This is a genomic window from Streptomyces sp. BBFR2, from assembly GCF_044497305.1.
In the GTDB taxonomy this organism is placed as follows: Bacteria; Actinomycetota; Actinomycetes; order Streptomycetales; family Streptomycetaceae; genus Streptomyces.
In genome coordinates this window covers 2,683,004-2,705,409 of the sequence record NZ_CP172415.1, presented here as the reverse complement: position 1 = coordinate 2,705,409, position 22,406 = coordinate 2,683,004, and the positions used below count along the sequence as shown (strand labels likewise).

20 protein-coding genes and 1 pseudogene are annotated in these 22,406 nt (G+C 73.1%); 13 read left to right on the top strand and 8 right to left on the bottom strand.

What is annotated here, in order from left to right:
* Positions 1 to 37: 37 nt before the first annotated feature.
* Positions 38 to 1,045 carry an aldo/keto reductase gene (locus tag ACGH2B_RS10310; RefSeq protein WP_399087268.1) on the bottom strand — a complete coding sequence of 336 codons (1,008 nt, stop codon included), beginning with the start codon at positions 1,043 to 1,045 and terminating at the stop codon, positions 38 to 40.
* A 191-nt stretch (positions 1,046 to 1,236) separates the two neighbouring features.
* On the opposite strand from ACGH2B_RS10310, the gene ACGH2B_RS10305 reads away from it, so the two are divergent.
* Positions 1,237 to 2,145 (top strand): helix-turn-helix transcriptional regulator, encoded by a 909-nt coding sequence (locus ACGH2B_RS10305; protein ID WP_399087266.1) that lies wholly within the window; start codon positions 1,237 to 1,239, stop codon positions 2,143 to 2,145.
* 132 nt (positions 2,146 to 2,277) lie between these two features.
* Here ACGH2B_RS10305 and ACGH2B_RS10300 read toward each other — a convergent pair whose 3' ends face one another.
* Positions 2,278 to 3,096 (bottom strand): class I SAM-dependent methyltransferase, encoded by an 819-nt coding sequence (locus ACGH2B_RS10300; protein WP_399087264.1) that lies wholly within the window; start codon positions 3,094 to 3,096, stop codon positions 2,278 to 2,280.
* Between the two features lie 241 nt (positions 3,097 to 3,337).
* On the opposite strand from ACGH2B_RS10300, the gene ACGH2B_RS10295 reads away from it, so the two are divergent.
* The 3 genes and pseudogenes from ACGH2B_RS10295 to ACGH2B_RS10285 all read left to right on the top strand — a co-directional run.
* Positions 3,338 to 4,750: a glycosyltransferase gene (locus tag ACGH2B_RS10295; RefSeq protein ID WP_399087262.1), complete on the top strand. Its 1,413-nt coding sequence runs from the start codon at positions 3,338 to 3,340 to the stop codon at positions 4,748 to 4,750.
* Positions 4,743 to 5,282, top strand: a complete 540-nt coding sequence (locus ACGH2B_RS10290; protein ID WP_399087260.1) for a YbjN domain-containing protein — start codon at positions 4,743 to 4,745, stop codon at positions 5,280 to 5,282. Before ACGH2B_RS10295 ends, ACGH2B_RS10290 begins: the two co-directional genes overlap by 8 nt.
* A gap of 679 nt (positions 5,283 to 5,961) precedes the next feature.
* Positions 5,962 to 6,609, top strand: a pseudogene (locus ACGH2B_RS10285) (glycoside hydrolase family 55 protein); the annotation flags it as partial.
* Positions 6,610 to 7,620: 1,011 nt separating this feature from the next.
* On the opposite strand, the gene ACGH2B_RS10280 reads toward ACGH2B_RS10285, so the two are convergent.
* On the bottom strand, positions 7,621 to 9,024 hold the full coding sequence (locus tag ACGH2B_RS10280) for an MDR family MFS transporter (RefSeq protein WP_399087258.1): 1,404 nt from the start codon (positions 9,022 to 9,024) through the stop codon (positions 7,621 to 7,623).
* 323 nt (positions 9,025 to 9,347) lie between these two features.
* Between ACGH2B_RS10280 and ACGH2B_RS10275 the strand changes: the two genes are divergently transcribed.
* On the top strand, positions 9,348 to 10,109 hold the full coding sequence (locus tag ACGH2B_RS10275; protein ID WP_399087256.1) for a phosphoglyceromutase: 762 nt from the start codon (positions 9,348 to 9,350) through the stop codon (positions 10,107 to 10,109).
* Positions 10,110 to 10,179: 70 nt separating this feature from the next.
* On the opposite strand, the gene ACGH2B_RS10270 is transcribed toward ACGH2B_RS10275, so the two are convergent.
* The 4 genes from ACGH2B_RS10270 to phoU form a co-directional block, all read right to left on the bottom strand.
* A complete protein-coding gene (locus ACGH2B_RS10270; protein ID WP_399087254.1) occupies positions 10,180 to 11,010 on the bottom strand; it encodes a DUF4231 domain-containing protein in 831 nt (276 codons plus the stop codon).
* Positions 11,011 to 11,250: 240 nt separating this feature from the next.
* Positions 11,251 to 11,379, bottom strand: coding sequence for a hypothetical protein (locus ACGH2B_RS10265; RefSeq protein WP_399087253.1), 129 nt, complete (start codon positions 11,377 to 11,379; stop codon positions 11,251 to 11,253).
* Between the two features lie 177 nt (positions 11,380 to 11,556).
* A complete protein-coding gene (locus ACGH2B_RS10260) occupies positions 11,557 to 11,718 on the bottom strand; it encodes a hypothetical protein (protein WP_399087251.1) in 162 nt (53 codons plus the stop codon).
* A gap of 160 nt (positions 11,719 to 11,878) precedes the next feature.
* Positions 11,879 to 12,556 carry a phosphate signaling complex protein PhoU gene (gene phoU, locus ACGH2B_RS10255; RefSeq protein WP_143940600.1) on the bottom strand — a complete coding sequence of 226 codons (678 nt, stop codon included), beginning with the start codon at positions 12,554 to 12,556 and terminating at the stop codon, positions 11,879 to 11,881.
* A 632-nt stretch (positions 12,557 to 13,188) separates the two neighbouring features.
* Here phoU and ACGH2B_RS10250 point away from each other — a divergent pair.
* Both ACGH2B_RS10250 and ACGH2B_RS10245 read left to right on the top strand, forming a co-directional pair.
* Complete coding sequence (locus tag ACGH2B_RS10250) at positions 13,189 to 14,514, top strand: sensor histidine kinase (protein ID WP_399087248.1); 1,326 nt, start codon at positions 13,189 to 13,191, stop codon at positions 14,512 to 14,514.
* Entirely contained in the window at positions 14,511 to 15,191 is a 681-nt protein-coding gene (locus tag ACGH2B_RS10245; RefSeq protein ID WP_030288822.1) for a response regulator transcription factor, read from the top strand. The genes ACGH2B_RS10250 and ACGH2B_RS10245 overlap by 4 nt, the downstream gene beginning before the upstream one ends.
* A gap of 100 nt (positions 15,192 to 15,291) precedes the next feature.
* Here ACGH2B_RS10245 and ACGH2B_RS10240 read toward each other — a convergent pair whose 3' ends face one another.
* Complete coding sequence (locus ACGH2B_RS10240) at positions 15,292 to 15,975, bottom strand: copper chaperone PCu(A)C (protein WP_399087246.1); 684 nt, start codon at positions 15,973 to 15,975, stop codon at positions 15,292 to 15,294.
* A gap of 702 nt (positions 15,976 to 16,677) precedes the next feature.
* On the opposite strand from ACGH2B_RS10240, the gene ACGH2B_RS10235 reads away from it, so the two are divergent.
* The 6 genes from ACGH2B_RS10235 to rlmB all read left to right on the top strand — a co-directional run bounded on the left by ACGH2B_RS10235 (position 16,678) and on the right by rlmB (position 22,333).
* A complete protein-coding gene (locus ACGH2B_RS10235; protein WP_003953493.1) occupies positions 16,678 to 17,160 on the top strand; it encodes a CarD family transcriptional regulator in 483 nt (160 codons plus the stop codon).
* 401 nt (positions 17,161 to 17,561) lie between these two features.
* A complete protein-coding gene (gene ispD / locus ACGH2B_RS10230; protein WP_399087244.1) occupies positions 17,562 to 18,305 on the top strand; it encodes a 2-C-methyl-D-erythritol 4-phosphate cytidylyltransferase in 744 nt (247 codons plus the stop codon).
* Positions 18,298 to 18,831 (top strand): 2-C-methyl-D-erythritol 2,4-cyclodiphosphate synthase, encoded by a 534-nt coding sequence (gene ispF / locus ACGH2B_RS10225; protein WP_399096891.1) that lies wholly within the window; start codon positions 18,298 to 18,300, stop codon positions 18,829 to 18,831. The genes ispD and ispF overlap by 8 nt, the downstream gene beginning before the upstream one ends.
* A gap of 379 nt (positions 18,832 to 19,210) precedes the next feature.
* The gene (locus tag ACGH2B_RS10220; protein WP_399087242.1) at positions 19,211 to 19,615 is read left to right on the top strand and encodes a PPOX class F420-dependent oxidoreductase; all 405 of its coding nucleotides are present in this window, start codon (positions 19,211 to 19,213) and stop codon (positions 19,613 to 19,615) included.
* A 180-nt stretch (positions 19,616 to 19,795) separates the two neighbouring features.
* A complete protein-coding gene (gene cysS, locus ACGH2B_RS10215; RefSeq protein WP_399087240.1) occupies positions 19,796 to 21,190 on the top strand; it encodes a cysteine--tRNA ligase in 1,395 nt (464 codons plus the stop codon).
* 186 nt (positions 21,191 to 21,376) lie between these two features.
* On the top strand, positions 21,377 to 22,333 hold the full coding sequence (rlmB, locus tag ACGH2B_RS10210; protein ID WP_399087238.1) for a 23S rRNA (guanosine(2251)-2'-O)-methyltransferase RlmB: 957 nt from the start codon (positions 21,377 to 21,379) through the stop codon (positions 22,331 to 22,333).
* Positions 22,334 to 22,406 lie beyond the last annotated feature (73 nt).

The window sequence follows — 22,406 nt, the reverse complement described above, 5'->3', positions numbered from 1 at the left end:
GGTGAGCCGGCCCGCCCGGAGCCGCCGGGCGGGTACCTCACCGCCGCCGCAGCGACGCGTCCGACAGCGCCGGGGGCACGTAGTAGTTGTCGGCGGGGTTGAGGTCGGTGCCCGGCGGGACGATGGCGTCGATCCGGTCGAGGAGTTCCGCGTCCAGCCTCACGTCGGCGCCCTCCAGCAGGCCGCCTAGCTGGTCGAGGGTGCGCGGCCCGATGATCACGGACGTCACCGCCGGATGGGCGAGGACGAAGGCCGTCGCCAGATGCGGCAGCGTCAGCCCCGCGTCCGCCGCGAGCTGCGTCAGCTCCGCCACCGCCTCCGCCTTGCGGGCGTTCCCCGGCAGCGACAGGTCGAACTTCCGCGTCTCCAGCGACGCCCGCGAACTGACCGACAGATCCCGCCCGGACAGCCAGCCGGCGCTCAGCGGACCCCAGGTCAGTACGCCCATGCCGTACCGCTGCGCGGTCGGCAGCACCGCCGCCTCCACCCCGCGCGCCAGGATCGAGTACGGCGGCTGCTCGGTGCGGAAGCGGACGTGGCCGCGGCGCTCGGACACCCACTGCGCCTCGACGATCTGCTCGGCGGGGAACGTCGAACTCCCCACCGCCAGCACCTTTCCGGCCCGCACGAGGTCCGACAGCGCGCCGAGCGTCTCGTCCAGGTCGGTGTCCGGGTCCGGGCGGTGCATCTGGTAGAGGTCGATGCGGTCGGTGCCCAGCCGCCGCAGGCTGTCCTCGACGGCCCGGACGATCCAACGCCGGGACCCGCCGCGCTCGTTGGGGTCGTCCCCCATGGGGTGGTAGAACTTCGTCGCCAGCACGACCTCGTCGCGCCGCCCCTCGATGGCCTTGCCGACGATCTTCTCGGACTCGCCCGCCGCGTACATGTCGGCGGTGTCCACGAAGTTGACGCCGGCGTCCAGGGCGCGGCGCACGGTCCGTACGCCCTCCTCGGGGGTGGTGCCGCCCATCGGGCTGAGCATCATCGCGCCCAGTGCGAACCGGCTGACGGAGATACCGGTGCCGCCGAGTGTCCTGCGCTTCATCTGCTGCTCCTCCTGCGGAGAGTGCGGGGTGGGTGCCGTGGTCACGGCGGACGGTGCCGCGCGCCGGTGTGCTGCGGGTCCGGCGGCGGGCGGTGGCCCCAGCCTGCGGCCCGCGCGCCCGCCCCACCAGGCCCGCCGCAACCTGGGTCCGGCAGAACCACCCGAGCGGGCCCGGGTCGCATACTGGACGGATGCCGTCTGCCGAAGCCGAGATCAGCCCGTTCCTCAAGGCGCGCCGCGCGGCGCTCGATCCGGCCGCACTCGGGCTGCCCGGCGGGCTGCACCGCCGCCGGGTGCGCGGGCTGCGCCGCGAGGAGGTCGCCCAGCTCGCCGGGATCAGCGTCGACTACTACACCCGCATCGAGCAGGGCCGTGCCCCCGCGATCTCCGACGCCGTCCTCGACGCCCTCGCCGAAGCGCTGCGGCTGACCGGCGGGGAGACGGCCTACCTGCGCAACCTCGCCGCCCGCGGCCGCCGCGCCCCCGACGCCCAGGGACCGGCCGCCGGCACCGTGCGGCCCGAGGTGCGGCAGTTGCTGCACGCGATGGACGGCGCCGTTCCGGCGATGGTCGTCGGCCGGGGCCTCGACCTCCTCGCCTGGAACACGCTGGGCGGCCGGATCGTCTTCGACCTCGACGCCGTCGCCCCCGAGCGGCGCAACTCCGCCCTGCTGGTCTTCCTCGACCCGGCGGCCCGCGCCCTCCACCAGGACTGGGACCGCGTCGCCGAACAGGTCGTCGGCACCCTGCGCGCCGAGAGCGGCCGGTACCCGGGCGACCCCCGGATCGGCGCGGTCGTCGCCGAACTCCTCGACCGCAGCCCGGAGTTCCGTACGGCGTGGGAGGCGCAGGCGGTCAGCGAATGCCGGTACGGCGTGAAACGCGTCGTCCACCCCTGGGCCGGTCCCCTGGACCTCACCTTCGAAAGCCTGCGGCTCTCCGAGGAGGACGACCAGACCCTCGTCACGTACAGCGCCCCGCCCGGCTCCCCGACGGAGTCCCGGCTGCGCGAACTGGCCCGCGCGGTGGCGGCGACGGCGGGCCCGGGGCCCGGGGAAGCGTCCGGTGCGGCTTCGGGGGAGCGGGTCCCGGCGGCGTGAGGCCCCGCCCGGCGCGGCCCCCGGCGGGCCTATCCGGCCTATCCGGCCGTACGGAGCCGAGGGCGGCGCGTGCGGGAACACCCGGAGCCCCGGCCCCGAGCCCCCGGTGCGTACACCCGGCCCGGCCGCCGCTCACCCCCGGGGTGCCACCGCCTCCCAGCCCACCGTGACCTCGCCCTGACGGCGGCGGCGCGGGTCGCCGGTCAGGGGCCAGTCGGTGGCCAGGGCGCGGGTGGCGGCCAGCCAGCGCTGCCGGGCGCCGAGGGCGCCGAGCGGTGCGGCGGCCGCCCAGGCGCGGTCGAAGTCGCGGAGGAAGGCGTGCACCGGCTCGCCCGGCACATTGCGGTGGATCAACGCCTTGGGCAGCCGTTCGGCCAGGTCGGACGGGGTGTCCAGGGAGGCGAGGCGGGCCGCGAAGGTCACCGTGCGTGGCCCCTCGGGGCCCAGCGCCACCCAGACGTGGCGGCGCCCGATCTCGTCACAGGTCCCCTCGACCAGCAGCCCGTCCGGCGCCAGCCGGGCGCAGAGCCGCCGCCAGACCGCGGCGACCTCGTCCTCGTCGTACTGCCGCAGCACGTTCGCCGCCCGGATCAGCGCCGGGGCCCGCCCCGGGGCGCCCGGCAGCGGCACCTCGAAACCGCCGTGGCGGAACTCCAGACCGGGCCGCTCGAACGGCCGGGCCGCCGCCACCCGCTCCGGATCGATCTCCACACCGACCACCCGCGCGTCCGGCCGCGCGGTCCGCAACCGGGTCAGCAGCTCCAGCGCCGTCCAGGGCGCCGCGCCGTACCCGAGATCGACGGCGACCGGGTCCGGGCTGCGCCGCAGCGCCGCCCCGTGCTCGGCGGCGATCCAGCGGTCCATCCGGCGCAGCCGGTTCGGGTTGGTCGTCCCCCGGGTGGCGTTCCCGACGGGACGGACGGACGCGGGGACGGCGGAGCGGCGGGACATACGACGAGCCTAAGCGGCGCCCGGGCGGGGCCGGTCCGCGTCCCGTGGCGGCCGGTCCGTTCCGTAGAATTCCCGCTCGCTCCGCCGCCCCGCCCGTCACGTCCAGTCGGCACTCCGCCCCGTACGGTCACGGTTGGGTAACGGGCGGAAGTCGGGAGGGCGGGGGGAAATGGATACCGGGTCCGTGTTGTTGGACCAGGTCGGAGGCGCGCAGCCCGCCACGGAAGAGAGGTAGCTCGCAGTGAGCTCATACGTGTCCCGGCTCCGCAGTCGTCCCCTCGGCCAGCACCCGGGTCCGTCGCGGCTGCGACTGCCCGGCGCCGTCCGCCGACCGCGCCGGGTGGCGATGCTCTCCGTCCACACCTCCCCGCTCCACCAGCCCGGCACCGGCGACGCCGGCGGGATGAACGTCTACATCGTCGAGCTGGCCAAGAAGCTCGCCGCGATCAACATCGAGGTGGAGATCTTCACCCGCGCCACCACCGCCACCCTCCCGCCCGCCGTGGAGCTGGCCCCCGGCGTCCTCGTCCGTCACGTCGACGCCGGACCGTACGAAGGGCTCGCCAAGGAGGAGCTGCCCGCCCAGCTCTGTGCCTTCACCCACGGCGTGATGCAGGCGTGGGCCGGCCACCGCCCCGGTCACTACGACCTCGTCCACGCCCACTACTGGCTCTCCGGCCACGTCGGCTGGCTCGCCGCCGAGCGCTGGGGCGTCCCTCTCGTCCACGCCATGCACACCATGGCCAAGGTCAAGAACGCCGCGCTCGCCGAGGGTGACACCCCCGAGCCCGCCGCCCGCGTCATCGGCGAGACCCAGATCGTCCGCGCCGCCGACCGCCTGATCGCCAACACCGCCGACGAGGCCGAGGAGCTGGTCAGGCACTACGACGCCGACCCCGGGCGGGTCGCCGTCGTCCACCCCGGCGTCAACCTCGACCGCTTCCGCCCCACCGGCCCCGGCGCCACACCCGTGACGCTGACGGGCGCCGCCGCCGGTACCTCCGTGGCCGCGAGCCGCGCCGCCGCCCGCGACCGCCTCGGTCTGCCGCAGGACGCGCTGATACCCCTCTTCGCCGGGCGGATACAGCCGCTGAAGGCCCCCGATGTGCTGCTCCGCGCCGTCGCCGTCCTGCTGGAGCGGCGGCCTGAGCTGCGCTCCCGGCTCGTCGTCCCGGTGGTCGGCGGCCCCAGCGGCAGCGGTCTCGCCAAGCCCGAGGGGCTCCAGAAGCTCGCCGCGCTGCTCGGCATCACCGATGTCGTCCGCTTCCACCCGCCGGTCGGCCAGCAGCAGCTCGCCGACTGGTACCGCGCCGCGTCCGTGCTGGTCATGCCCTCGTACAGCGAATCCTTCGGGCTGGTCGCCATCGAGGCGCAGGCGTGCGGCACCCCGGTGATCGCCGCCGAGGTCGGCGGACTGCCGGTGGCGGTGCGCGACGGCGTCACCGGCCATCTCGTCCCCGGCCACGACCCGGCGGACTACGCCCACGCGCTCGCCCGTTTCGTCACCGACCCGGCGCTGCCCGCCACGATGGGCGCCGCGGCCGCCCGGCACGCCCGCTCCTTCGGCTGGGACACCGCCGCGGCCGCCACCGGCGACGTCTACACCGCCGCGCTCCAGGAGCGGCGCCGTCACCTACGATCACCCCATGGCTGACGAGGTGGCTGAGGTGAGGGACGGGCGGGGCGCCGGAGCGGCCGCCGCCGAGGTGATCGAGCGCACGCTCGGCGACGCCGGGCTGACGTGGGAGTCCCCCGCCCCCGGCCGCTACGTCGTCACCCTCCCCGGCACCCGCAAGCTCTCCACCACCTGCTCCCTCGTCGTCGGCCGCCACTCCCTCTCCGTCAACGCCTTCGTCGTCCGCCGCCCCGACGAGAACCACGACGCCGTCCACCGCTGGCTGCTGGAGCGCAACACCCGGCTCTACGGCATGAGTTACGCGATCGACGGGCTCGGCGACATCTACCTCGTCGGCAAGTTCCCGCTCACCGCCGTCACCGAGGACGAGCTGGACCGCATCCTCGGCACCGTCCTGGAGAACGCCGACGGCAGCTTCAACACCCTCCTGGAGATGGGCTTCGCCACCGCGATCCGCAAGGAGTACGCCTGGCGCACCGCCCGCGGCGAATCCACCCGCAATCTCGACGCGTTCGCGCACCTCACGGGCGGGGCAGCGCGGGAGGACTGAGGCCCGGCGGAGCGCCGCGGGCGCTGTCTCGCGGTGAGCCGCCGCCCCGCCCCGGGCTCCGTCCCGCCCGAGTTCCCCGCCCGCCCCGAGCCTCCCGCGCTGCCGGGAGGCCGCCGCGCCGCCCGTGCGGACGGCCGCCCCCGTCGGCCGCTCCGGGCCGTCACCCGTCAGGAGGCGTACGGCGTGGGCGTCCGGTGCGCCCGTGTGTCCTCGGGCGGCCCCGCCGTCCCCGCGGGCTCCACCGGCCCGGCGGAACGAGGCGTCGCCACCGGCGCGGCAGGCCCAGGGTGCCCGCGCATCTCGCCGTTTCCGCAGGTCATCACCATGATCAGGGTGGCTGCCAGTACCGCGGCGGCGGCCACGGCCCGCCGCACCACCCGTTGCTCCGCCGTATCCATCCGCACCGTCTCCCTCCTCCGTACGTGGCCGATCCCCTGAGCCGGACCCGCGGGACCGGCGCCCCGGGCTGCGGCCCACCGGACCACCACCCGCCGCGCCACCGTCCCGCGTGCCCGGTGGCGCGCGGGGGGCCCGGGGCGCGCCGCCCGCCGCCGCACGGCACCGCCGGACGCCCGCCGCGACCCCGCGTTCACCATCGTGGACCCGCCGCCCCGGGCGCGAGGGCGCTGACACCCGCATCGGATGCGCGGCCACCCCGACAGCGCGCCCCCGCGCCCGGATGCCACGGCGTTCCCGTCCGGCCCCTTCCGCCCGCCCCCGCCCCATGGCATCCTCACGCCGTCCGCAGTATGAACGTCGGTCACATACATATACGTGGAAGGCGGGGCGCATGGCGACCACGAGGCGAGGACTGCTCGGCAGCGCGATCGGCGTCGCGGCGGCGGCCGCCCTGCCGCCCGGCACCGCGACCGCCGCACCCCCGACCGGCCCGGCCACCGGCCGGCCGCCGCTCCCGGCCGCCCCGGGCGCGCCGGACCCGCTCCCCGGAGGCGCCCGGCCCGCCGCCCTCTGGCGGGAGTTCATCCGCACCCCCTTCACCCATCCGCAGATCCCCTACGTGGGACGCGCCGGATACCGCGGCGGCGCCGAGCCGCCCCGCCGCCCCGTGGTGGCCGACGCCGTCCGGGACTACGGCGCCCGCCCCGACGGCTCCGCCGACGCCGCCCCCGCCCTCAACCGCGCGCTGCGGGAGGCCGGGCGGCGCGGCGGCGGCACCGTGTACCTCCCGCCGGGCACGTACCGCATCGACGGGATCATCCGCATCGGCCACGACGACGTCGTGCTCCGCGGCGCGGGCAGCGGCCGCACCATCCTGCACGCCACCCGCAGCCTCACCGAGCTGATCGGCCCGTACGGCAGCCGCTACGGCGGCGACAAGTCCGGCTGGTCCTGGGCGGGCGGCCTCATCTGGCTCTGCCCGCAAGCCCGTTGGGACTCCCTGACCGATGCGATCAAGGCCCGCGACTGGCCGTTCGAGGGCTGGACCGGCAATCGCCGCGACGCCTGGCGCACCCTCACCACCGTCCGCCCCGCCCGCCGCGGCGACACCGCACTCACCGTCGCCGACACCACCGCCCTGCGCCCCGGCGCCCGCGTCCTCCTCCAGCTCTCCGACGACGCCGACCACACCCTGCTGCGCCATATGAGCGGCGACATCCCGGGCGCCGCCGCCTACTCCTGGGACGACAAGACCAAACTCACCTCGTACGTCCCCTACGAGTGGCCCTGCCGGATCACCGCCGTCGACGCCCGGCGCCGCCGGATCACCCTCGACCGCCCGCTGCCGCTCGACGCCCGCCCCGCCTTCGACCCGCGCCTGACCACCCACATCACCCCGCTGACCGGCGCCGGTGTCGAGGGCCTGACCCTGGAGATGACCGAGACCCCGCAGTCCCCGCACCTTCTCGACAAGGGGTACAACGGCGTCGCCCTCCAGTGCGCCTGGGACTGCTGGGTCGACGACGTCCACGTCCGCCACGCCGACAACGGCTTCCTGCTCGTCGCCGCCAAGGCGTGCACCCTGCGCCGCACCCGCGTCTCCGGGCGCGGCAGCCACCACCCGTACTGCTGCCGCGAGGGCTCGCACGACAACCTCGTCGAGGACTTCACCCTCGACCGCCGCACCGTCCCGGCGCCGCCCGGCACCCAGTTGCACGGCATCAACGTCGAGGGTCTGTCCAGCTACAACGTCTGGTCACGCGGCCACATGGCGATGGGCACCTTCGACACCCACCGCGGACTGCCGTTCGCCAACGTCCGTACGGAGATCACCGTCACCAACGACGGCGCCCACGGCGGCGACGGCAGCGCCGGCCCCCTCTACGGCGCCCGCTTCACCCACTGGAACGTCACCGTCACCAACCACCGCGCCGGCTGCCTACGGCTCGACGACATCGCCCCGTACAGCGCGACCGTCGCCCTGAGCACCGTCCGCCCCTTCGGCCAGATCGACACCCCCGACTTCACCGGACCGCTGCGCACCCGCACCGAGCTGTACGGGCATCCGGGCGCGGTCCTTCCGGCCAACCTTCACCGGGCCCAGCGGGCGCTGCGGCCGTGACCCGCCGAAGTCCGGCACCCGGCGCAGCAGCAGCGCGTAGCCGACCGCCGCGCCGGTGCCGACGACGGCGCACCCCGCCCACAGCGCCTGCGGCCCGAACCGGTCGATGACGGTGCCACCGGCCAGCGGCGCCGCCAGCGAGGCGACCGACCACGACAGGGAGTACATGCCCTGGTAGCGCCCGCGGCCGTGAGTGGGGGAGAGCTGGACCACCAGCCCCATCTGCGTGGGGGCGTTGACGATCTCGCCGAGCGTCCAGACGGCGACCGTCACCGCGTACACCGCGACCGAACCGCCGACCGCGGTCAGCCCGAAGCCGTACCCGGCCAGCAGCGCGGAGCCGATCAGCAGCGCGGCGGGGCTGCGGTGCTCGATGAAACGGGTGGCCGGTATCTGGAGCAGCACGATCAGCACCCCGTTGACGGCGATGACCAGCCCGAAGTCGGCGCTGCCGAACCCGTCCAGACCCATCGACACCGGCAGCGACACGTACGCCTGCTGGAAGACGAGCGCGAGCAGGAGGTTCAGCCCGACGACCGTCATGAAGCGGCCGTCGCGCACCACCGTCAGCATCGACACCGAAGCGGCCGCCTCCGGCGCCGCCCCGCCCCGCTCCGGCGCCTGCGGGCGGGACTCCGGCAGCTTGCGGAACACCACCAGCGCGCAGGTCAGCACCAGCGCCGACTCGCCGAGGAAGAGCGCCAGATAGCCGTGTTCGGCGATCAGCCCGGCCGCCGCCGAGGAGACGGCGAACCCGATGTTGATCGCCCAGTAGTTGAGCGCGAAGGCGCGGGCGCGGTCCTCGGGCGCGACGATGTCCGCCATCATCGCCTGGACCGCGGGCCGCGAGGCGCTGGAGGCGGCGCCGACCGCGCTCGCCACCACCGCGATGGCCACCGGATGCGTCATGAACCCGAGCGTCGCGACCGACGCGGCGGTCACCAGTTGTGCCAGCAGCATCGTCGGCCGCCGCCCCAGCCGGTCGGTCAGCACCCCGGAGCCGAGCGACCCCACCACACCGCCCAGCCCGTACAACGCGCCGACCAGCCCCGCGTACGAAGCTGAGTAGCCTCGTCCGGCAGTCAGATAGAGGGCGAGAAATGTCGAGACGAACCCGCCGAGCCGGTTGACCAGCGTGCTGGTCCACAGCCACCAGAACTGCGCCGGCAGACCGGAAAAACTGGCGGGCAGGGCCCGGGCGAGCCGCGCTGGTGCGGGCATGGTGCTTTCCCCCGATGGTGAACGAGTGACGGCGCCGCGCACGGCACCTGACCGGAGCGGCCTCTTCCGGCGCCGCCCTCCACCGAAAACTACTGAGCTACCGGCCCCGCGACCAACGAATTGACGGGAACCGTCAAGCGTCCCGGGGCCGGGCGCCACCGGACGGCCGGAAGCCGGCCCCGCCCCGCACCCGGCGGCCGTCCGGCCCGGCGCCCGCCCCACCGCGCCCCGCCCACCTGCGGCTTCGCCCCGGCACCGGCGCCCGCCGGGCCCGGCCCGGCCTCGGAGCGATCCCCGGCCGGGCGTCGATTAGGCTCGGAAACATGGCCGACGCACCGTACAAGCTGATCCTCCTCCGCCACGGCGAGAGCGAGTGGAACGCGAAGAACCTGTTCACCGGCTGGGTGGACGTCAACCTCAACGAGAAGGGCGAGAAGGAGGCGGTCCGCGGCGGAGAGCTGCTGAAGGACGCCGGTCTGCTCCCCGACGTCGTGCACACCTCCCTCCAGAAGCGCGCCATCCGCACCGCGCAACTGGCCCTGGAGGCAGCCGACCGCCACTGGATCCCGGTCCACCGGAGCTGGCGCCTGAACGAGCGCCACTACGGCGCCCTCCAGGGCAAGGACAAGGCGCAGACCCTCGCCGAGTTCGGCGAGGAGCAGTTCATGAAGTGGCGCCGCTCGTACGACACCCCGCCGCCGGCCCTCGCCCGCGACGCCGAGTTCTCCCAGTTCGACGACGCGCGCTACGCCGCCCTCCCGCCGGAGCTGCGCCCGCAGACCGAGTGCCTCAAGGACGTCGTCGTCCGGATGCTCCCGTACTGGTTCGACGGCATCGTCCCCGACCTGCTCACCGGGAAGACGGTCCTGGTCGCGGCGCACGGCAACAGCCTCCGCGCCCTGGTCAAGCACCTCGACGGCATCTCCGACGCCGACATCGCCGGCCTCAACATCCCCACCGGCATCCCCCTCTCCTACGAGCTGGACGCCGACTTCAAGCCCGTCACCCCCGGCGGCACCTACCTCGACCCGGAGGCCGCCAAGGCCGCCATCGAAGCGGTGAAGAACCAGGGGAAGAAGAAGTAATCCCCGCAGCAACCAGCCCCCTGCCTGCGGTTTTCCCGCTGGTAGGGGGCTTGGTGTCACTCCTGGGCCGTCAGATCACGTCCTGCTGCCCCTGCTGCGGCTGATCGAGCTGCTGCTCACGCATCCGCTGATCCGCGCGCAGCTCCTCCACGGTGGTGGCGAACGCCTCCAGGTTCTCCCGCTCGTCCGGCCCGGCGTACGGCGCGATCCCCAGCTCCAGCGCGGTGCTGTGCTGCTCCATGGTGTCGGCCGTCTGCTGGAGGTTGAAGGCACGCTCCCGCGGTTTGAAGTACCCGGCGGCGCCCGTGACGACGGTGACGACGAACGCGAGGGCGATCAGCGCACCCTTCGCCGGCTGCGGCGGGTCGAACCAGGCGGTGACCGCGGAGATCGCGGCCGAGCTCAGGAACAGCAGCCACTGCATCACCAGATGCACCCGCCGGTAGTGCCGCGACTCCCTGCGCAGCCGGGCGACCTCCCCGGGGATGCGCTCCTTGTACGACGCCTGCCGCTCCACCGTCGGCGGCGTGAGCCGCCGCGCCTCCAGGATCCGGCGCTCCTCGGTGAGTTCGAGATCGAGCTTCAGCTTCTTCAGCGGGGTGCGGGCGTCCTCCCAGAGCTCGAAGAAGAACTCGGCCGCGAACTGCGCCAGCGTGGCGATCACCAGGGCGACGAGCAGCCCTTCCAGAGTGTCCTTGAGCGCCCCCGGCATATCCGTACGCAGCCAGAACAGCAGATTCAGCGCCACCCAGACCACCGGCGTCAGCGCCAGCAGCATGGGCGTGGCGTACAGCCCGAATACCTGAAGGCGCCGGTTCTTGATGCGCTGCTGCAGGTCGGCGATCTCCCTGCGGTGCTGGATCAAGGCATCTGTGGTGTGCGCGTCGGTCGGCTGCGGCATGGCGTGTGCGTTCCCCCTGATGCGAAATCCCGCGGGCCCCCCGGCCCGCCGCGCCGCCAGCTTACGACCGTACGGGTGACCCGCCGCACCCCTGACCTGCGGGCCGGCCGGGCCCGGCCTCGTACGGACCGATGGGCCGACCGGGCGCTGCCCCGGCCGTGCCACCCTCGGCCTTCACCCACGGTTTTCCGGCGGGCGGGGGAGTGAGGCGTACCAGGGCCCGCTGTGGGCGACGGCGCGCTACTTCTTGAGCCACCACATCAGGAACATGACCGCGACCACGAGCATCAGCGCGCCCTCCAGCCAGTCCGTCCACGTGAAGTCGCTCTTCTTCTCTTTCCTGACGTCGGGCTCCTGCGCCTCGGTCATGGCTCCCCTTTGCCGTGGTCCCGTTCAAGATCACTACTCACCCCATCACAGGGGCTGACAACCCGGCACACCGTCCCCCGCCCCGCCCCCACCCACCACAAAGCCCCGCCCACCACAAAGCCCCGCCCACCCGAAGGTGCGCGGGGCCGTCGTGCTCACCGGGCGGCCGCCCGGATGTCAGCCGCAGGAGCCGCCGCACTGGCAGGGCGCGCCGCCCTGGCAGCCGCAGCTGCATCCGGCGCCGCAGCCGCATGCGCCGAGCAGCGGCAGGCGGGGACGTTCGCCGGGGACCTGTTCGGTGCGGGATGTCGTGTCGTGGTTCTCCGTGCTGCGTGCCATGACTGCCTCCTCTGGATCACCTGCCGCCATTCCAGTCCCGCGCACAGCGGCGCGTCAACGGCGCGTGGAGGCACACGGCCCCGGCGCACACCACCGGCACCCGGGGACGGCCGGCCGGCGCCGCCGCACCGGTCGGACCGCCCCCGGGACCCTCACCGGGTCACGCGCCCTCGACCGCCGTCGGCGGCGCGATCTCGTCGGCGTGCTCACCGGTCACCAGGTAGACGACCCGCTTCGCCACCGAGACCGCGTGGTCGGCGAACCGCTCGTAGTAGCGGCCCAGCAGCGTCACGTCCACGGCCGTCTCGATGCCGTGCTTCCAGCGGTCGTCCATCAGGTGCTGGAAGAGCGCGCGGTGCAGCCGGTCCATCGCGTCGTCGTCCTGCTCCAGTTGGAGCGCCAGATCGACGTCCTTGGTGATGATGACCTCGCCCGCCTTCGCCATCAGCCGCTGTGCGAGCTGCCCCATCTCCAGGATGGTGGCGTGCAGGTCACGCGGTACGGCCGTCTCGGGGAAACGCAGCCGGGCCAGCTTGGCGACGTGCTGGGCGAGGTCGCCGGAGCGCTCCAGGTCGGCGCTCATCCGCAGGCTGGTGACGACGATCCGCAGGTCGGTGGCGACCGGCTGCTGCCGGGCGAGCAGGGTGATCGCCCGGGCCTCCAGATCGCGCTGGAGATCGTCGACCTTCTCGTCGGCGGCGATCACGCTCTCGGCCAGCTTGAGGTCCGCGTCCAGGATCGCCGTGGTGGCGCGCCCGATCGCGGAGCCGACGAGCCGGGCCATCTCGACCAGGCCCTCGCCGATCGAATCCAGCTCCTCGTGGTACGCGTCCCGCATCTGTGACCTTCTCTCGCATCGTGGTGGCGTGGACGAACGGGGGCGCGGACGGTACGCACACACGTTCCGCTCCCACGCTCCCACGGACGGTGTGCGTACGGACCGGACTCCGCGAAGAGTCCGCCGGGCCACCCGGGGCCCGGGGAAGAGGGTCCCGGGCGGTCCGGACCGGTTCCGGAGGATCGTCCGGGCGCCGGTTCCGGAGCGGTCACCGGAAGCGATGGCTCCGGCGGACCGCGCCGGCGCTGTGGCCGTGCGCCGCTGCGGGACCGCTGCGCGCCCGCATCCGCACGGCCTCACAGTGCGCGGACATCACGACGAGCGGTGCCATCGGGGATGAAGCACGGACGGCCTCAAGGTGAACTCTGGGCGACGCGGCCACGGCCGGTGCGGCGCGCGGAGCGGCCGTCCGGGCGTGGCTCCGGGCCGTGACGTGGCGCTTCCGGGAGGGCGCGCGGAGCCGTCCGGCGTCACCGCGGTGCCCGGAAGTGACCGGCAAGTCCCCTGAACGGCCGATATGTGCCCTCCGGAATGAACCACCTCTGACGCCACGGTGAACTCTGGGCGACGGGTGTTCGAGCAGACACCCGGACGGCTGGGGAAGTGTCGGACCTGCCGCATAACCTGGAGTCATGAACGTGGACGCGGCCTTCGCCGCAGTGGCAGCGATCGCCGGTCTGGGTACCGGCGTCTTCGCCATGCTGGCGTTCCGCTGGAGCGAGCGGGACCAGGTCAAACCCACCCGCACCTCCCTGCACACCGACGCGGTCCTCCCGCCCGGCGTCGACACCGTCCTCTCCGTCCTGCGCTCCTCCGCCGTCGTGCTCGACGAGTCCGGCGCCGTCGTCAAGGCCAGCTCCGCCGCGTACGCCCTCGGGCTGGTCCGCGGCGGGAAGCTCGCCGTCGAGCCGATGATGCAGATGACCCGCGACACCCGCCGCGACGGCGAGATACGCCAGGTCGAGCTGGATCTGCCGCGCCGCGGCACCGGCCGCGGCGACACCCTCGCGGTCTCCGCCCGGGTCGCCCCGCTCGGCTCCCGGCTGGTGCTCCTCCTCGTCGAGGACCTCACCGAGGCCCGCCGTATCGAGGCGGTCCGCCGGGACTTCGTCGCCAACGTCAGCCATGAGCTGAAGACCCCGGTCGGCGCGCTCTCCCTGCTCTCCGAGGCGGTGATGGACGCGAGCGACGACCCCGAGGCCGTCACCCGCTTCGCCGGCCGCATGCAGAACGAGGCCACCCGCCTGACCAACCTCGTCCAGGAGCTGATCGACCTCTCCCGGGTCCAGAACGACGACCCGCTGGAGGACGCCGAGCCGGTGGCGGTCAAGGAGCTGGTCGCCGAGGCGATGGACCGCTGCCGCCAGCCGGCCGGTACGAAGCAGATCACGATGGCCTCCAACATGGGCGTCCCCTCCGGCGCCACCGCGGAGAGCGAGGGCGCCCGCCGCCCGCTGCCCGTCCCCGACCTGCACGTCTGGGGCAACCGCGGCCAGCTCGCCGCCGCCCTCGGCAACCTCGTCGAGAACGCCGTCAACTACTCCCCGGCGCACACCCGCGTCGGGATCGCCGCCCGCCGGGTCTCCGCGCCCGGCGGCGACCTGATCGAGATCGCCGTGACCGACCAGGGCATCGGCATCTCCGAGAAGGACCGGGACCGCATCTTCGAGCGGTTCTACCGCGTGGACCCGGCGCGCTCGCGCGCCACCGGCGGGACCGGCCTCGGCCTCGCCATCGTCAAACACGTGGCCGCCTCCCACGGCGGAGAGGTCACGGTGTGGAGCGCTGAGGGACAGGGCTCCACCTTCACCCTGCGCCTCCCGGAAGCCGGCGCCGTACGCGACCGCGAACGGCCCGACGGCCACCCCGCTACGGAGGGCCTCGACGAAGAGGACCGCCCGTACGAGACCTTCAACGATCCACTTCCCGCTCACCCCGCCCCGGAGGTCCTTCCGTGACCCGAGTGCTCGTCGTCGAGGACGAGGAATCGTTCAGCGACGCACTGTCGTACATGCTCCGCAAGGAGGGCTTCGAGGTCGCCATCGCGGCGACGGGCCCCGACGGCCTGGACGAGTTCGAGCGCAACGGCGCCGACCTGGTCCTGCTCGACCTGATGCTGCCGGGCCTGCCCGGCACGGAGGTCTGCCGCCAACTGCGTGGCCGCTCCAACGTCCCGGTCATCATGGTGACCGCCAAGGACAGCGAGATCGACAAGGTCGTCGGCCTGGAAATAGGAGCCGACGACTACGTCACCAAGCCGTTCTCCTCGCGCGAGCTGGTCGCCCGGATCCGCGCGGTGCTGCGCCGCCGCGGCGAGCCGGAGGAGGTCACCCCGCAGGCGCTGGAGGCCGGCCCGGTCCGCATGGACGTCGACCGCCACGTCGTCACCGTCGGCGGCGGCAAGGTCGACCTGCCCCTCAAGGAGTTCGACCTCCTGGAGATGCTGCTGCGCAACGCCGGCCGTGTGCTGACCCGTATGCAGCTCATCGACCGCGTCTGGGGCGCCGACTACGTGGGCGACACCAAGACGCTCGACGTGCACGTCAAGCGCCTCCGCGCCAAGATCGAGCCGGACCCGGGCGCCCCGCGCTACCTCGTCACCGTCCGCGGTCTGGGCTACAAGTTCGAGCCGTGACCGGGCCCGGCCGCCCTCCGGGGCGGCCGCCGGAACGCCGCTGGGGCGCTTCTCCGATCGGAGAAGCGCCCCAGCGGCGTTCGCGGTGCGAGCGGGCGGCTCAGTGCCCGGAGTGCGCCTCTTCGCCCTGCCCGCCGGGCTTACCGGACTCGGAAGGCTTACCGGACTCCGAGGGCTTGCCCGGCTCCGACGGCTTGCCAGACTCGGAGGGCTTGCCGCTCTCGGACGGCTGACCGGCCCCGGTCGGCGTCGTGCCGGGCTGCGGGACGACCTCGGGGCCGTACTCCTTGAAGTAGCTGTTGGCGGGCACGACCAGCGCGGCGATCTGCACCTTGCCGGTCTTGCTGAAGCTGAAGGTCACGTTCTGCGCGTTGCCGTCCTGCACGGCCTCCCGGCCGTTCGCCAGGACCGCCGTCGCGTTGCCCTTGCCGCCGAGCACCAGCGAACCGCCGGCGGGCACCGTGACGGGGCCCTTGCCGCCCTTCGCCGGGCTCAGCTCGGCGGTCTCGCCGGTGCCGGGCAGGGTGATGGAGTCGAGCTTCTGGTCCTGCGAACCGTTGTTGAACACCGTCGCGGTGACCGCGGCCGGACCCTTGGCCTTCAGGTCGGGCTGGGTGATCACGTTCGCGTTCTGGACCTTGATGTCGCCGACGGCGGTCGCGGCGTTGTCCGGCTTGACCTCCAGCGTCTGGGCGTCGTTCCCGGCGCCGCACGCGGAGAGCGAGGCGACGGAGAGCGTGAGGACGGTGGCGGCGAGGACGCCGCGTCGAAGGCTGCGGCTCACGGCGGCGGCATCTCCTTGGACGAGCTTCGGCGGCCGAACGGCGTCCGGTCGCGGATGGACGGCTGGGGCGGCGCAGCGTACGCGTCACGGTCGACGGGTACGTAAAGCCGCCCTAAGGGTGTGTCAGCGCCGCTAGGTTACCGAGCCGCCTCCGCGCCGCCGCACCCGACCCGCCCCCCGAGCGATCACGGGCCGTCCCGACGCGCCGGAACCACTCCTTCCGGATGTGTCTTCCGCGGGGTGTGGCAGCGCATGTTTTGTGACGAGAATATGCATGACGAGGGTGTTACCGGACCCGGGCGGCCGGATTCCATGCGGTTCCCCGGTGAAAGAAGTATTCGCCGAGAAAATCATCCGTCCACGGAATTGATCACCCGGTCGGCACACCGGAAGGTGATCAATTCCAGAAACCCGTACGGAAGAACGGCGGAGACCGAACGGAGTAGCGGAAGTCGCTCATACGGATCGGTGCAAAACGGGCCTTTCGTCCCGTCGGGCCGGGCCTCACAGCCTCGTCGCGGGCATGTTTCCGTCCCTCGGAGAAACGCCTCTCACCTGCGGATACCCGCATTCCGGGCCCCGGCGCAGCACGACGCGACCACTGTTGTCAAGCCCCGAGATATGCCCTGACCTGCGAAAACGCCATTCAGAACGGTCCGTTCCCGTGTTAGCATGGATAGCCACGGAAGGGGTACCTGTCACATGACGTTCAAGGTTGGCGACACCGTGGTCTATCCCCATCACGGGGCCGCGCTGATCGAGGCCATCGAAACTCGCCAGATCAAAGGCGTGGACAAGACCTACTTGGTGCTGAAGGTCGCCCAGGGCGACCTCACGGTTCGCGTACCAGCGGACAATGCGGAGTTCGTCGGTGTGCGCGACGTGGTCGGCCAGGACGGGCTGGACCGGGTCTTCGAGGTGCTCCGCGCACCATACGCAGAAGAGCCCACGAACTGGTCCCGTCGTTACAAGGCGAATCTTGAGAAGCTCGCTTCCGGTGACGTGATCAAGGTCGCCGAAGTGGTGCGCGACCTCTGGCGCCGGGAGCGTGAGCGCGGACTGTCCGCCGGCGAGAAGCGGATGCTCGCCAAGGCGCGTCAGATTCTGGTGAGCGAGCTCGCCCTCGCGGAGAACACGAACGAAGACAAGGCCGAGGCCCTGCTCGACGAGGTCCTCGCGTCCTGACGACGCGCAGACCGCGCCGCAGCGCTCCGTGCGACGACACGGACGGACCGGCGTGGTGAGCGGCGCGCACGACGCGCCGTAGTGATGAGCACGCAGTGATGCCGCGGTGCCCGATGACGATCCGAACCTTTCGGGAGGATCTGTTGCCGGGCGCTGCGGCATATCTGCGCTCCGCACCTCTGTGTCCGAGACACCTCTGTGTCCGAGCGGCCGCTCCCGGGACGGCTGACGCCCGCCGGGCGGCGAAGGTGGTGTGCCGGGCTCGAACGACTGCCTCGACCACTGTCACGGAAGGGGCGGTTGAGGCGTGGCGCCCGGCACGGTGAGGCCATACCCACGTCAGCCGCGATAACAAACCTGTCTGCCTTAATTCCGGGACCTCCCGGACTCCGGAGCCCTCGATGTCAGATCCTTCCCGTCCGCTCCGTACCGCCGCGGTGATCCCCGCGGCCGGTCGCGGTGTCCGTCTCGGGCCGGGTGCCCCCAAGGCGCTGCGCGCGCTCGGCGGCACTCCGATGCTGGTCCACGCGGTCCGCGCGATGGCCGCGTCCCGCGCGGTCTCCCACGTCGTCGTGGTGGCGCCGCCGGACGGCGCGCCCGAGGTGCGTGCCCTTCTCGACGAGCATTCCTTCGGGCGTGCCGAGCTGCTGGTGGTGCCTGGTGGTGAGACCCGCCAGGAGTCGGTGCGCCGCGGGCTCGACGCGCTGCCCGACGGCATCGACGTCGTCCTCGTCCATGACGCGGCGCGGCCGCTGGTGCCTGCCGACACCGTCGACACGGTGATCGCCGCGGTCCGCTCCGGTGCCCCCGCCGTCGTTCCGGCGCTGCCGCTCGCCGACACCGTCAAGCAGGTCGATCCGCGGCCCAAGGGCGAGGCGGAGCCGGTGACCGGTACCCCGGAGCGGGCGTTGCTGCGCGCGGTGCAGACGCCGCAGGGGTTCGACCGGGAGACCCTGCTCAAGGCGCATGACACGGCCGTCGAGGGTGAGGGTGCCACCGACGACGCGGGGCTGGTGGAGCGGCTCGGGGCGCCGGTCGTCGTCGTCCCCGGTCATGAGGAAGCGTTCAAGGTGACCCGGCCGCTGGACCTCGTCCTGGCCGAGGCCGTACTCGCCCGTAGGAGGGCCACTGATGGGTATGTCTGAGCCGGCCGAGCGTTCCGGGGCGGGGGCGGGGGGCCCGGTGGGGCTGCCCGGGATGCCGCTCGTCGGGATCGGCACCGACATCCACGCCTTCGAGCGGGGGCGGGAGCTGTGGTGCGCCGGGCTGCTGTGGGAGGGCGCGGAGTACGGGCTCGCCGGGCACAGCGACGGGGATGTGGCCGCGCACGCCGCCTGCGACGCGTTGTTCTCCGCCGCCGGGGTCGGTGACCTGGGCGCGCACTTCGGCACCGACCGGCCCGAGTGGTCCGGTGCCTCCGGCGTGACGCTGCTGGCCGAGGCGGCGCGCATCGTACGGGCTGAAGGGTTCGCCATCGGCAATGTTTCCGTGCAGGTCATCGGCGTGCGCCCGAAGATCGGCAAGCGGCGGGACGAGGCGCAGCGGGCGCTGTCCGCCGCCGTCGGCGCTCCGGTCTCGGTGTCCGGGACGACGTCGGACGGCCTCGGCCTCACCGGCCGCGCGGAGGGTCTCGCGGCGGTGGCCACGGCGCTGGTGGTCCGTACGGGGTGAGAGCGGGGCCGGGGGCCGCGGCCGGGGCGCGGTGGCGTTCGGCGGGGTCCCGGCCGGACTGTCGTGCGGTGCCGGTCCGGTTCGGACGGTGATCCGGTGGCGCGCGGTCCGGCCGGGGCGGTCGCGGCGCCGGATCGGTGCGGCGGGTGGCGCGTCGCCGCGTGACCGGGCCCCGGCCTGGACGCCGTGCGGAGGGCCTGCCCCGTTCGTGGCATGAGCCCGTAGGGGTGATCCCGGAGGCGGGGAGCCGGTGCGGGGTGTGACCCCTACGGGGAGCCCCGGCATCTCCCTGACAAGGGCGGGAATGTCGTTGGGCGGCGGGGAGTTGGGGAAGGGACGGAGTGACCGTGCCCGGCTCGCCGCCCTGGAAGGACCCGTCGTGACCGCCACCCTTTCCGACGACTTGAAGAAGCTTCTCGACACCCCGGTGTTCGTGACCGTGGCCACGGTCCAGCCGGACGGCAGCCCGCAGCTCTCCGTGGTCTGGGTGAAGCGGGACGGCGAGGAGCTGCTGTTCTTCACGACGCTCGGCCGCCGCAAGGCCGAGAACCTCCGGCGGGACCCGCGTATCGGTGTCCTCGTCCAGCCGGCCGACGCGCCCTACCTGTACGCGGAGATACGCGGCACGGCCACCTTGACCACCGAGGGCGGCCGCGAGCTGATGGACGAGCTGTCGCGGAAGTACACCGGGAAGGACTACGCCGACTTCCGTCCCGCCTTGGCGGAGGAGGACGGGCAGGTGGTCGTACGGATCACGCCGCGCAAGGTGGTGGGCCGCATCTGAGCGAACGGCAGGCCGCTGCCGGGGCCGGTGTGCGGCCGTGGCCGGGGGAGGCTCCCGGTGGTCCTGTACGTGGCCCAGTGCGCGTGCGGTGATCCGGAGAGGAACGGGTGAGCGTCACGCTTCGGAAACTGCGTCCCCCGGGGGCGCGGGGCACTCTCTCGTTCCGACTACCCTGGTTCCGTGACGATTCGCCTGTACGACACCAGCGCCCGGCAGATCCGTGACTTCACCCCGCTCGTTCCGGGCTGTGTCTCGATCTACCTTTGTGGCGCGACGGTGCAGGCTGCGCCGCACATCGGGCACATCAGGTCGGGCCTGAACTTCGACATCATGCGCCGCTGGTTCAGCTACCGCGGTTACGACGTGACGTTCGTACGCAATGTGACCGACATCGACGACAAGATCATCAAGAAGGCCGCCGAGCAGGGCCGCCCGTGGTGGTCGATCGGGTACGCCAACGAGGTCGCCTTCAACGAGGCGTACGACGCGCTCGGCTGCCTGCGGCCGACCTACGAGCCGCGGGCCACCGGCCACATCCCCGAGATGATCGAGATGATGCGCGGCCTGATCGAGCGGGGCCACGCCTACGCCGCCGACGGCAACGTCTACTTCGACGTGCGCTCCTTCCCCGGCTACCTGGAGCTGTCCAACCAGGAGCTGGACAGCCTCCGGCAGCCGTCCGGCGAGGGCGAGACCGGCAAGCGGGACGCGCGGGACTTCGCGATGTGGAAGGCGGCCAAGGAGGGCGAGCCCAGTTGGGAGACGCCTTGGGGCCGTGGCCGTCCCGGTTGGCACCTGGAGTGCTCGGCGATGGCGCACAAGTACCTGGGCAGCGCCTTCGACATCCACGGCGGTGGCGTCGACCTCGTCTTCCCGCACCACGAGAACGAGATCGCGCAGGCGAAGGCGTTCGGTGACGACTTCGCGGTGTACTGGGCGCACAACGCCTGGGTCACCATGAGCGGCGAGAAGATGTCCAAGTCGCTGGGCAACTCCGTGCTGGTCAGCGAGATGGTCAAGCGCTGGCGCCCGATCGTGCTGCGCTACTACCTCGGCACCCCGCACTACCGCTCGATGATCGAGTACAGCGAGGAGGCGCTGCGCGAGGCCGAGTCGGCGTTCGCGCGGATCGAGGGCTTCGTCCAGCGCGTCGTGGAGAAGGCCGGAACGGTCGAGCCCGCCACCGAGGTGCCGCCCGCCTTCGCCGAGGCGATGGACGACGACCTGGGTGTCCCGCAGGCGCTGGCGATCGTGCACACCACCGTCCGGCAGGGCAATTCCGCGCTGACCGCCGACGACAAGGAAGCGGCGGTCGCCCGCCTCGCGGAGCTGCGGGCGATGCTCGGCGTGCTCGGCCTCGACCCGCTCGACGAGCAGTGGGCCGGCGGCGGCGCGGAGCGCGGCGATGACCTGCACGGCGTGGTCGACTCGCTGGTCCGCCTCGTCCTCGACCAGCGGCAGGCCGCCCGAGGGCGGAAGGACTACGCCACCGCCGACGCCATCCGCGATCAGCTCCAGCAGTCCGGGCTCGCCATCGAGGACACCCCGTCGGGCCCGCGCTGGTCGCTGTCGTGACCGGCCCGGGGCGCCGCGCCGCCGCGCTGCCCTGATCGCGTCGCACGCCACGGCGGCACCGTCCGCCGTGGCCTCCGGCGCCGTCCGGATTCGCCCTCCCCGGCGGCCGCGGGCGACACTCAATCCATACGTACGTATCCACTCCACGTCGCGAGACGTCGAGCGCAGTGAAGAAACGGGTGACCCATGGCCGGCAACAGCCAGCGCAGGAACCGCCGCACGTCCAACAAGAAGGGCGCGCAGATGGGCAGCGGCGGCCAGCGGCGCAAGGGCCTCGAAGGCAAGGGCCCGACGCCGCCCGCCTCCGCGCGCAAGGGGCATGTCAAGAACCGCATCGCCAACGCCAAGGCCAAGCACGCCGCGGCCCGGCGTCCCGCGCCGCGGCGCGGTGGCGCGAAGGGCACGGCCGAGCTGGTCGTCGGCCGTAACCCGGTCTTCGAGGCGCTGCGCGACGGCGTGCCCGCGACCACCCTCTACGTCCAGCAGTTCATCGACTCCGACGAGCGGGTCCGCGAGGCGCTCCAGCTCGCCACCCAGCGCGGCGACATCAACCTGATGGAGGCGCCCCGCCCGGAGCTGGACCGGATGACCAACGGCCTCAACCACCAGGGCCTCGTCCTCCAGGTGCCGCCGTACGACTACGCGCACCCCGAGGACCTGGCGGCCGCCGCGTTCGACGAGGGCGAGGAGCCGCTGATCGTGGCGCTGGACGGCGTCACCGACCCGCGCAACCTCGGCGCGGTCGTCCGTTCCGTCTGCGCGTTCGGCGGCCACGGCGTGGTCGTGCCGGAGCGCCGGGCGGCCGGCATGACCGCCGGTGCGTGGAAGACGTCGGCGGGCACCGCGGCCCGTACGCCGGTCGCCCGCGCGACCAACCTGACCCGGACGCTGGAGCAGTACCAGAAGGCCGGGCTGATGGTCGTCGGGCTGGCCGCCGACGGTGAGATGGAGCTCCAGGACGTCGAGGCGCTGGACGGCCCGGTCGTGATCGTCGTCGGCAGCGAGGGCAAGGGCCTGTCGCGGCTGGTCGGCGAGACCTGCGACGTACGGGTGCGGATCCCGATGCCGGGCGGCGCCGAGTCGCTGAACGCCGGTGTCGCCGCCGGTGTCGTCCTGTGGGAGGCGGCGCGCCGCCGCGGCTGAGCGCGGACCGCCGGGCGCCGGGCTCCGGCCCGCGCCCGGCGGACCCGCCGTACGGAGTCGCAGGGCAAGGCGT

Coding starts and splice junctions, on each gene's coding strand:
- ACGH2B_RS10310 (WP_399087268.1), bottom strand. CDS start 1,045: ATGAAGCGCAGGACACTCGGCGGCACCGGTATCTCCGTCAGCCGGTTC.
- ACGH2B_RS10305 (WP_399087266.1), top strand. CDS start 1,237: ATGCCGTCTGCCGAAGCCGAGATCAGCCCGTTCCTCAAGGCGCGCCGC.
- ACGH2B_RS10300 (WP_399087264.1), bottom strand. CDS start 3,096: ATGTCCCGCCGCTCCGCCGTCCCCGCGTCCGTCCGTCCCGTCGGGAAC.
- ACGH2B_RS10290 (WP_399087260.1), top strand. CDS start 4,743: ATGGCTGACGAGGTGGCTGAGGTGAGGGACGGGCGGGGCGCCGGAGCG.
- ACGH2B_RS10280 (WP_399087258.1), bottom strand. CDS start 9,024: ATGCCCGCACCAGCGCGGCTCGCCCGGGCCCTGCCCGCCAGTTTTTCC.
- ACGH2B_RS10275 (WP_399087256.1), top strand. CDS start 9,348: ATGGCCGACGCACCGTACAAGCTGATCCTCCTCCGCCACGGCGAGAGC.
- ACGH2B_RS10270 (WP_399087254.1), bottom strand. CDS start 11,010: ATGCCGCAGCCGACCGACGCGCACACCACAGATGCCTTGATCCAGCAC.
- ACGH2B_RS10265 (WP_399087253.1), bottom strand. CDS start 11,379: ATGACCGAGGCGCAGGAGCCCGACGTCAGGAAAGAGAAGAAGAGCGAC.
- ACGH2B_RS10260 (WP_399087251.1), bottom strand. CDS start 11,718: ATGGCACGCAGCACGGAGAACCACGACACGACATCCCGCACCGAACAG.
- phoU (WP_143940600.1), bottom strand. CDS start 12,556: ATGCGGGACGCGTACCACGAGGAGCTGGATTCGATCGGCGAGGGCCTG.
- ACGH2B_RS10250 (WP_399087248.1), top strand. CDS start 13,189: ATGAACGTGGACGCGGCCTTCGCCGCAGTGGCAGCGATCGCCGGTCTG.
- ACGH2B_RS10235 (WP_003953493.1), top strand. CDS start 16,678: ATGACGTTCAAGGTTGGCGACACCGTGGTCTATCCCCATCACGGGGCC.
- ispD (WP_399087244.1), top strand. CDS start 17,562: ATGTCAGATCCTTCCCGTCCGCTCCGTACCGCCGCGGTGATCCCCGCG.
- ispF (WP_399096891.1), top strand. CDS start 18,298: ATGTCTGAGCCGGCCGAGCGTTCCGGGGCGGGGGCGGGGGGCCCGGTG.
- rlmB (WP_399087238.1), top strand. CDS start 21,377: ATGGCCGGCAACAGCCAGCGCAGGAACCGCCGCACGTCCAACAAGAAG.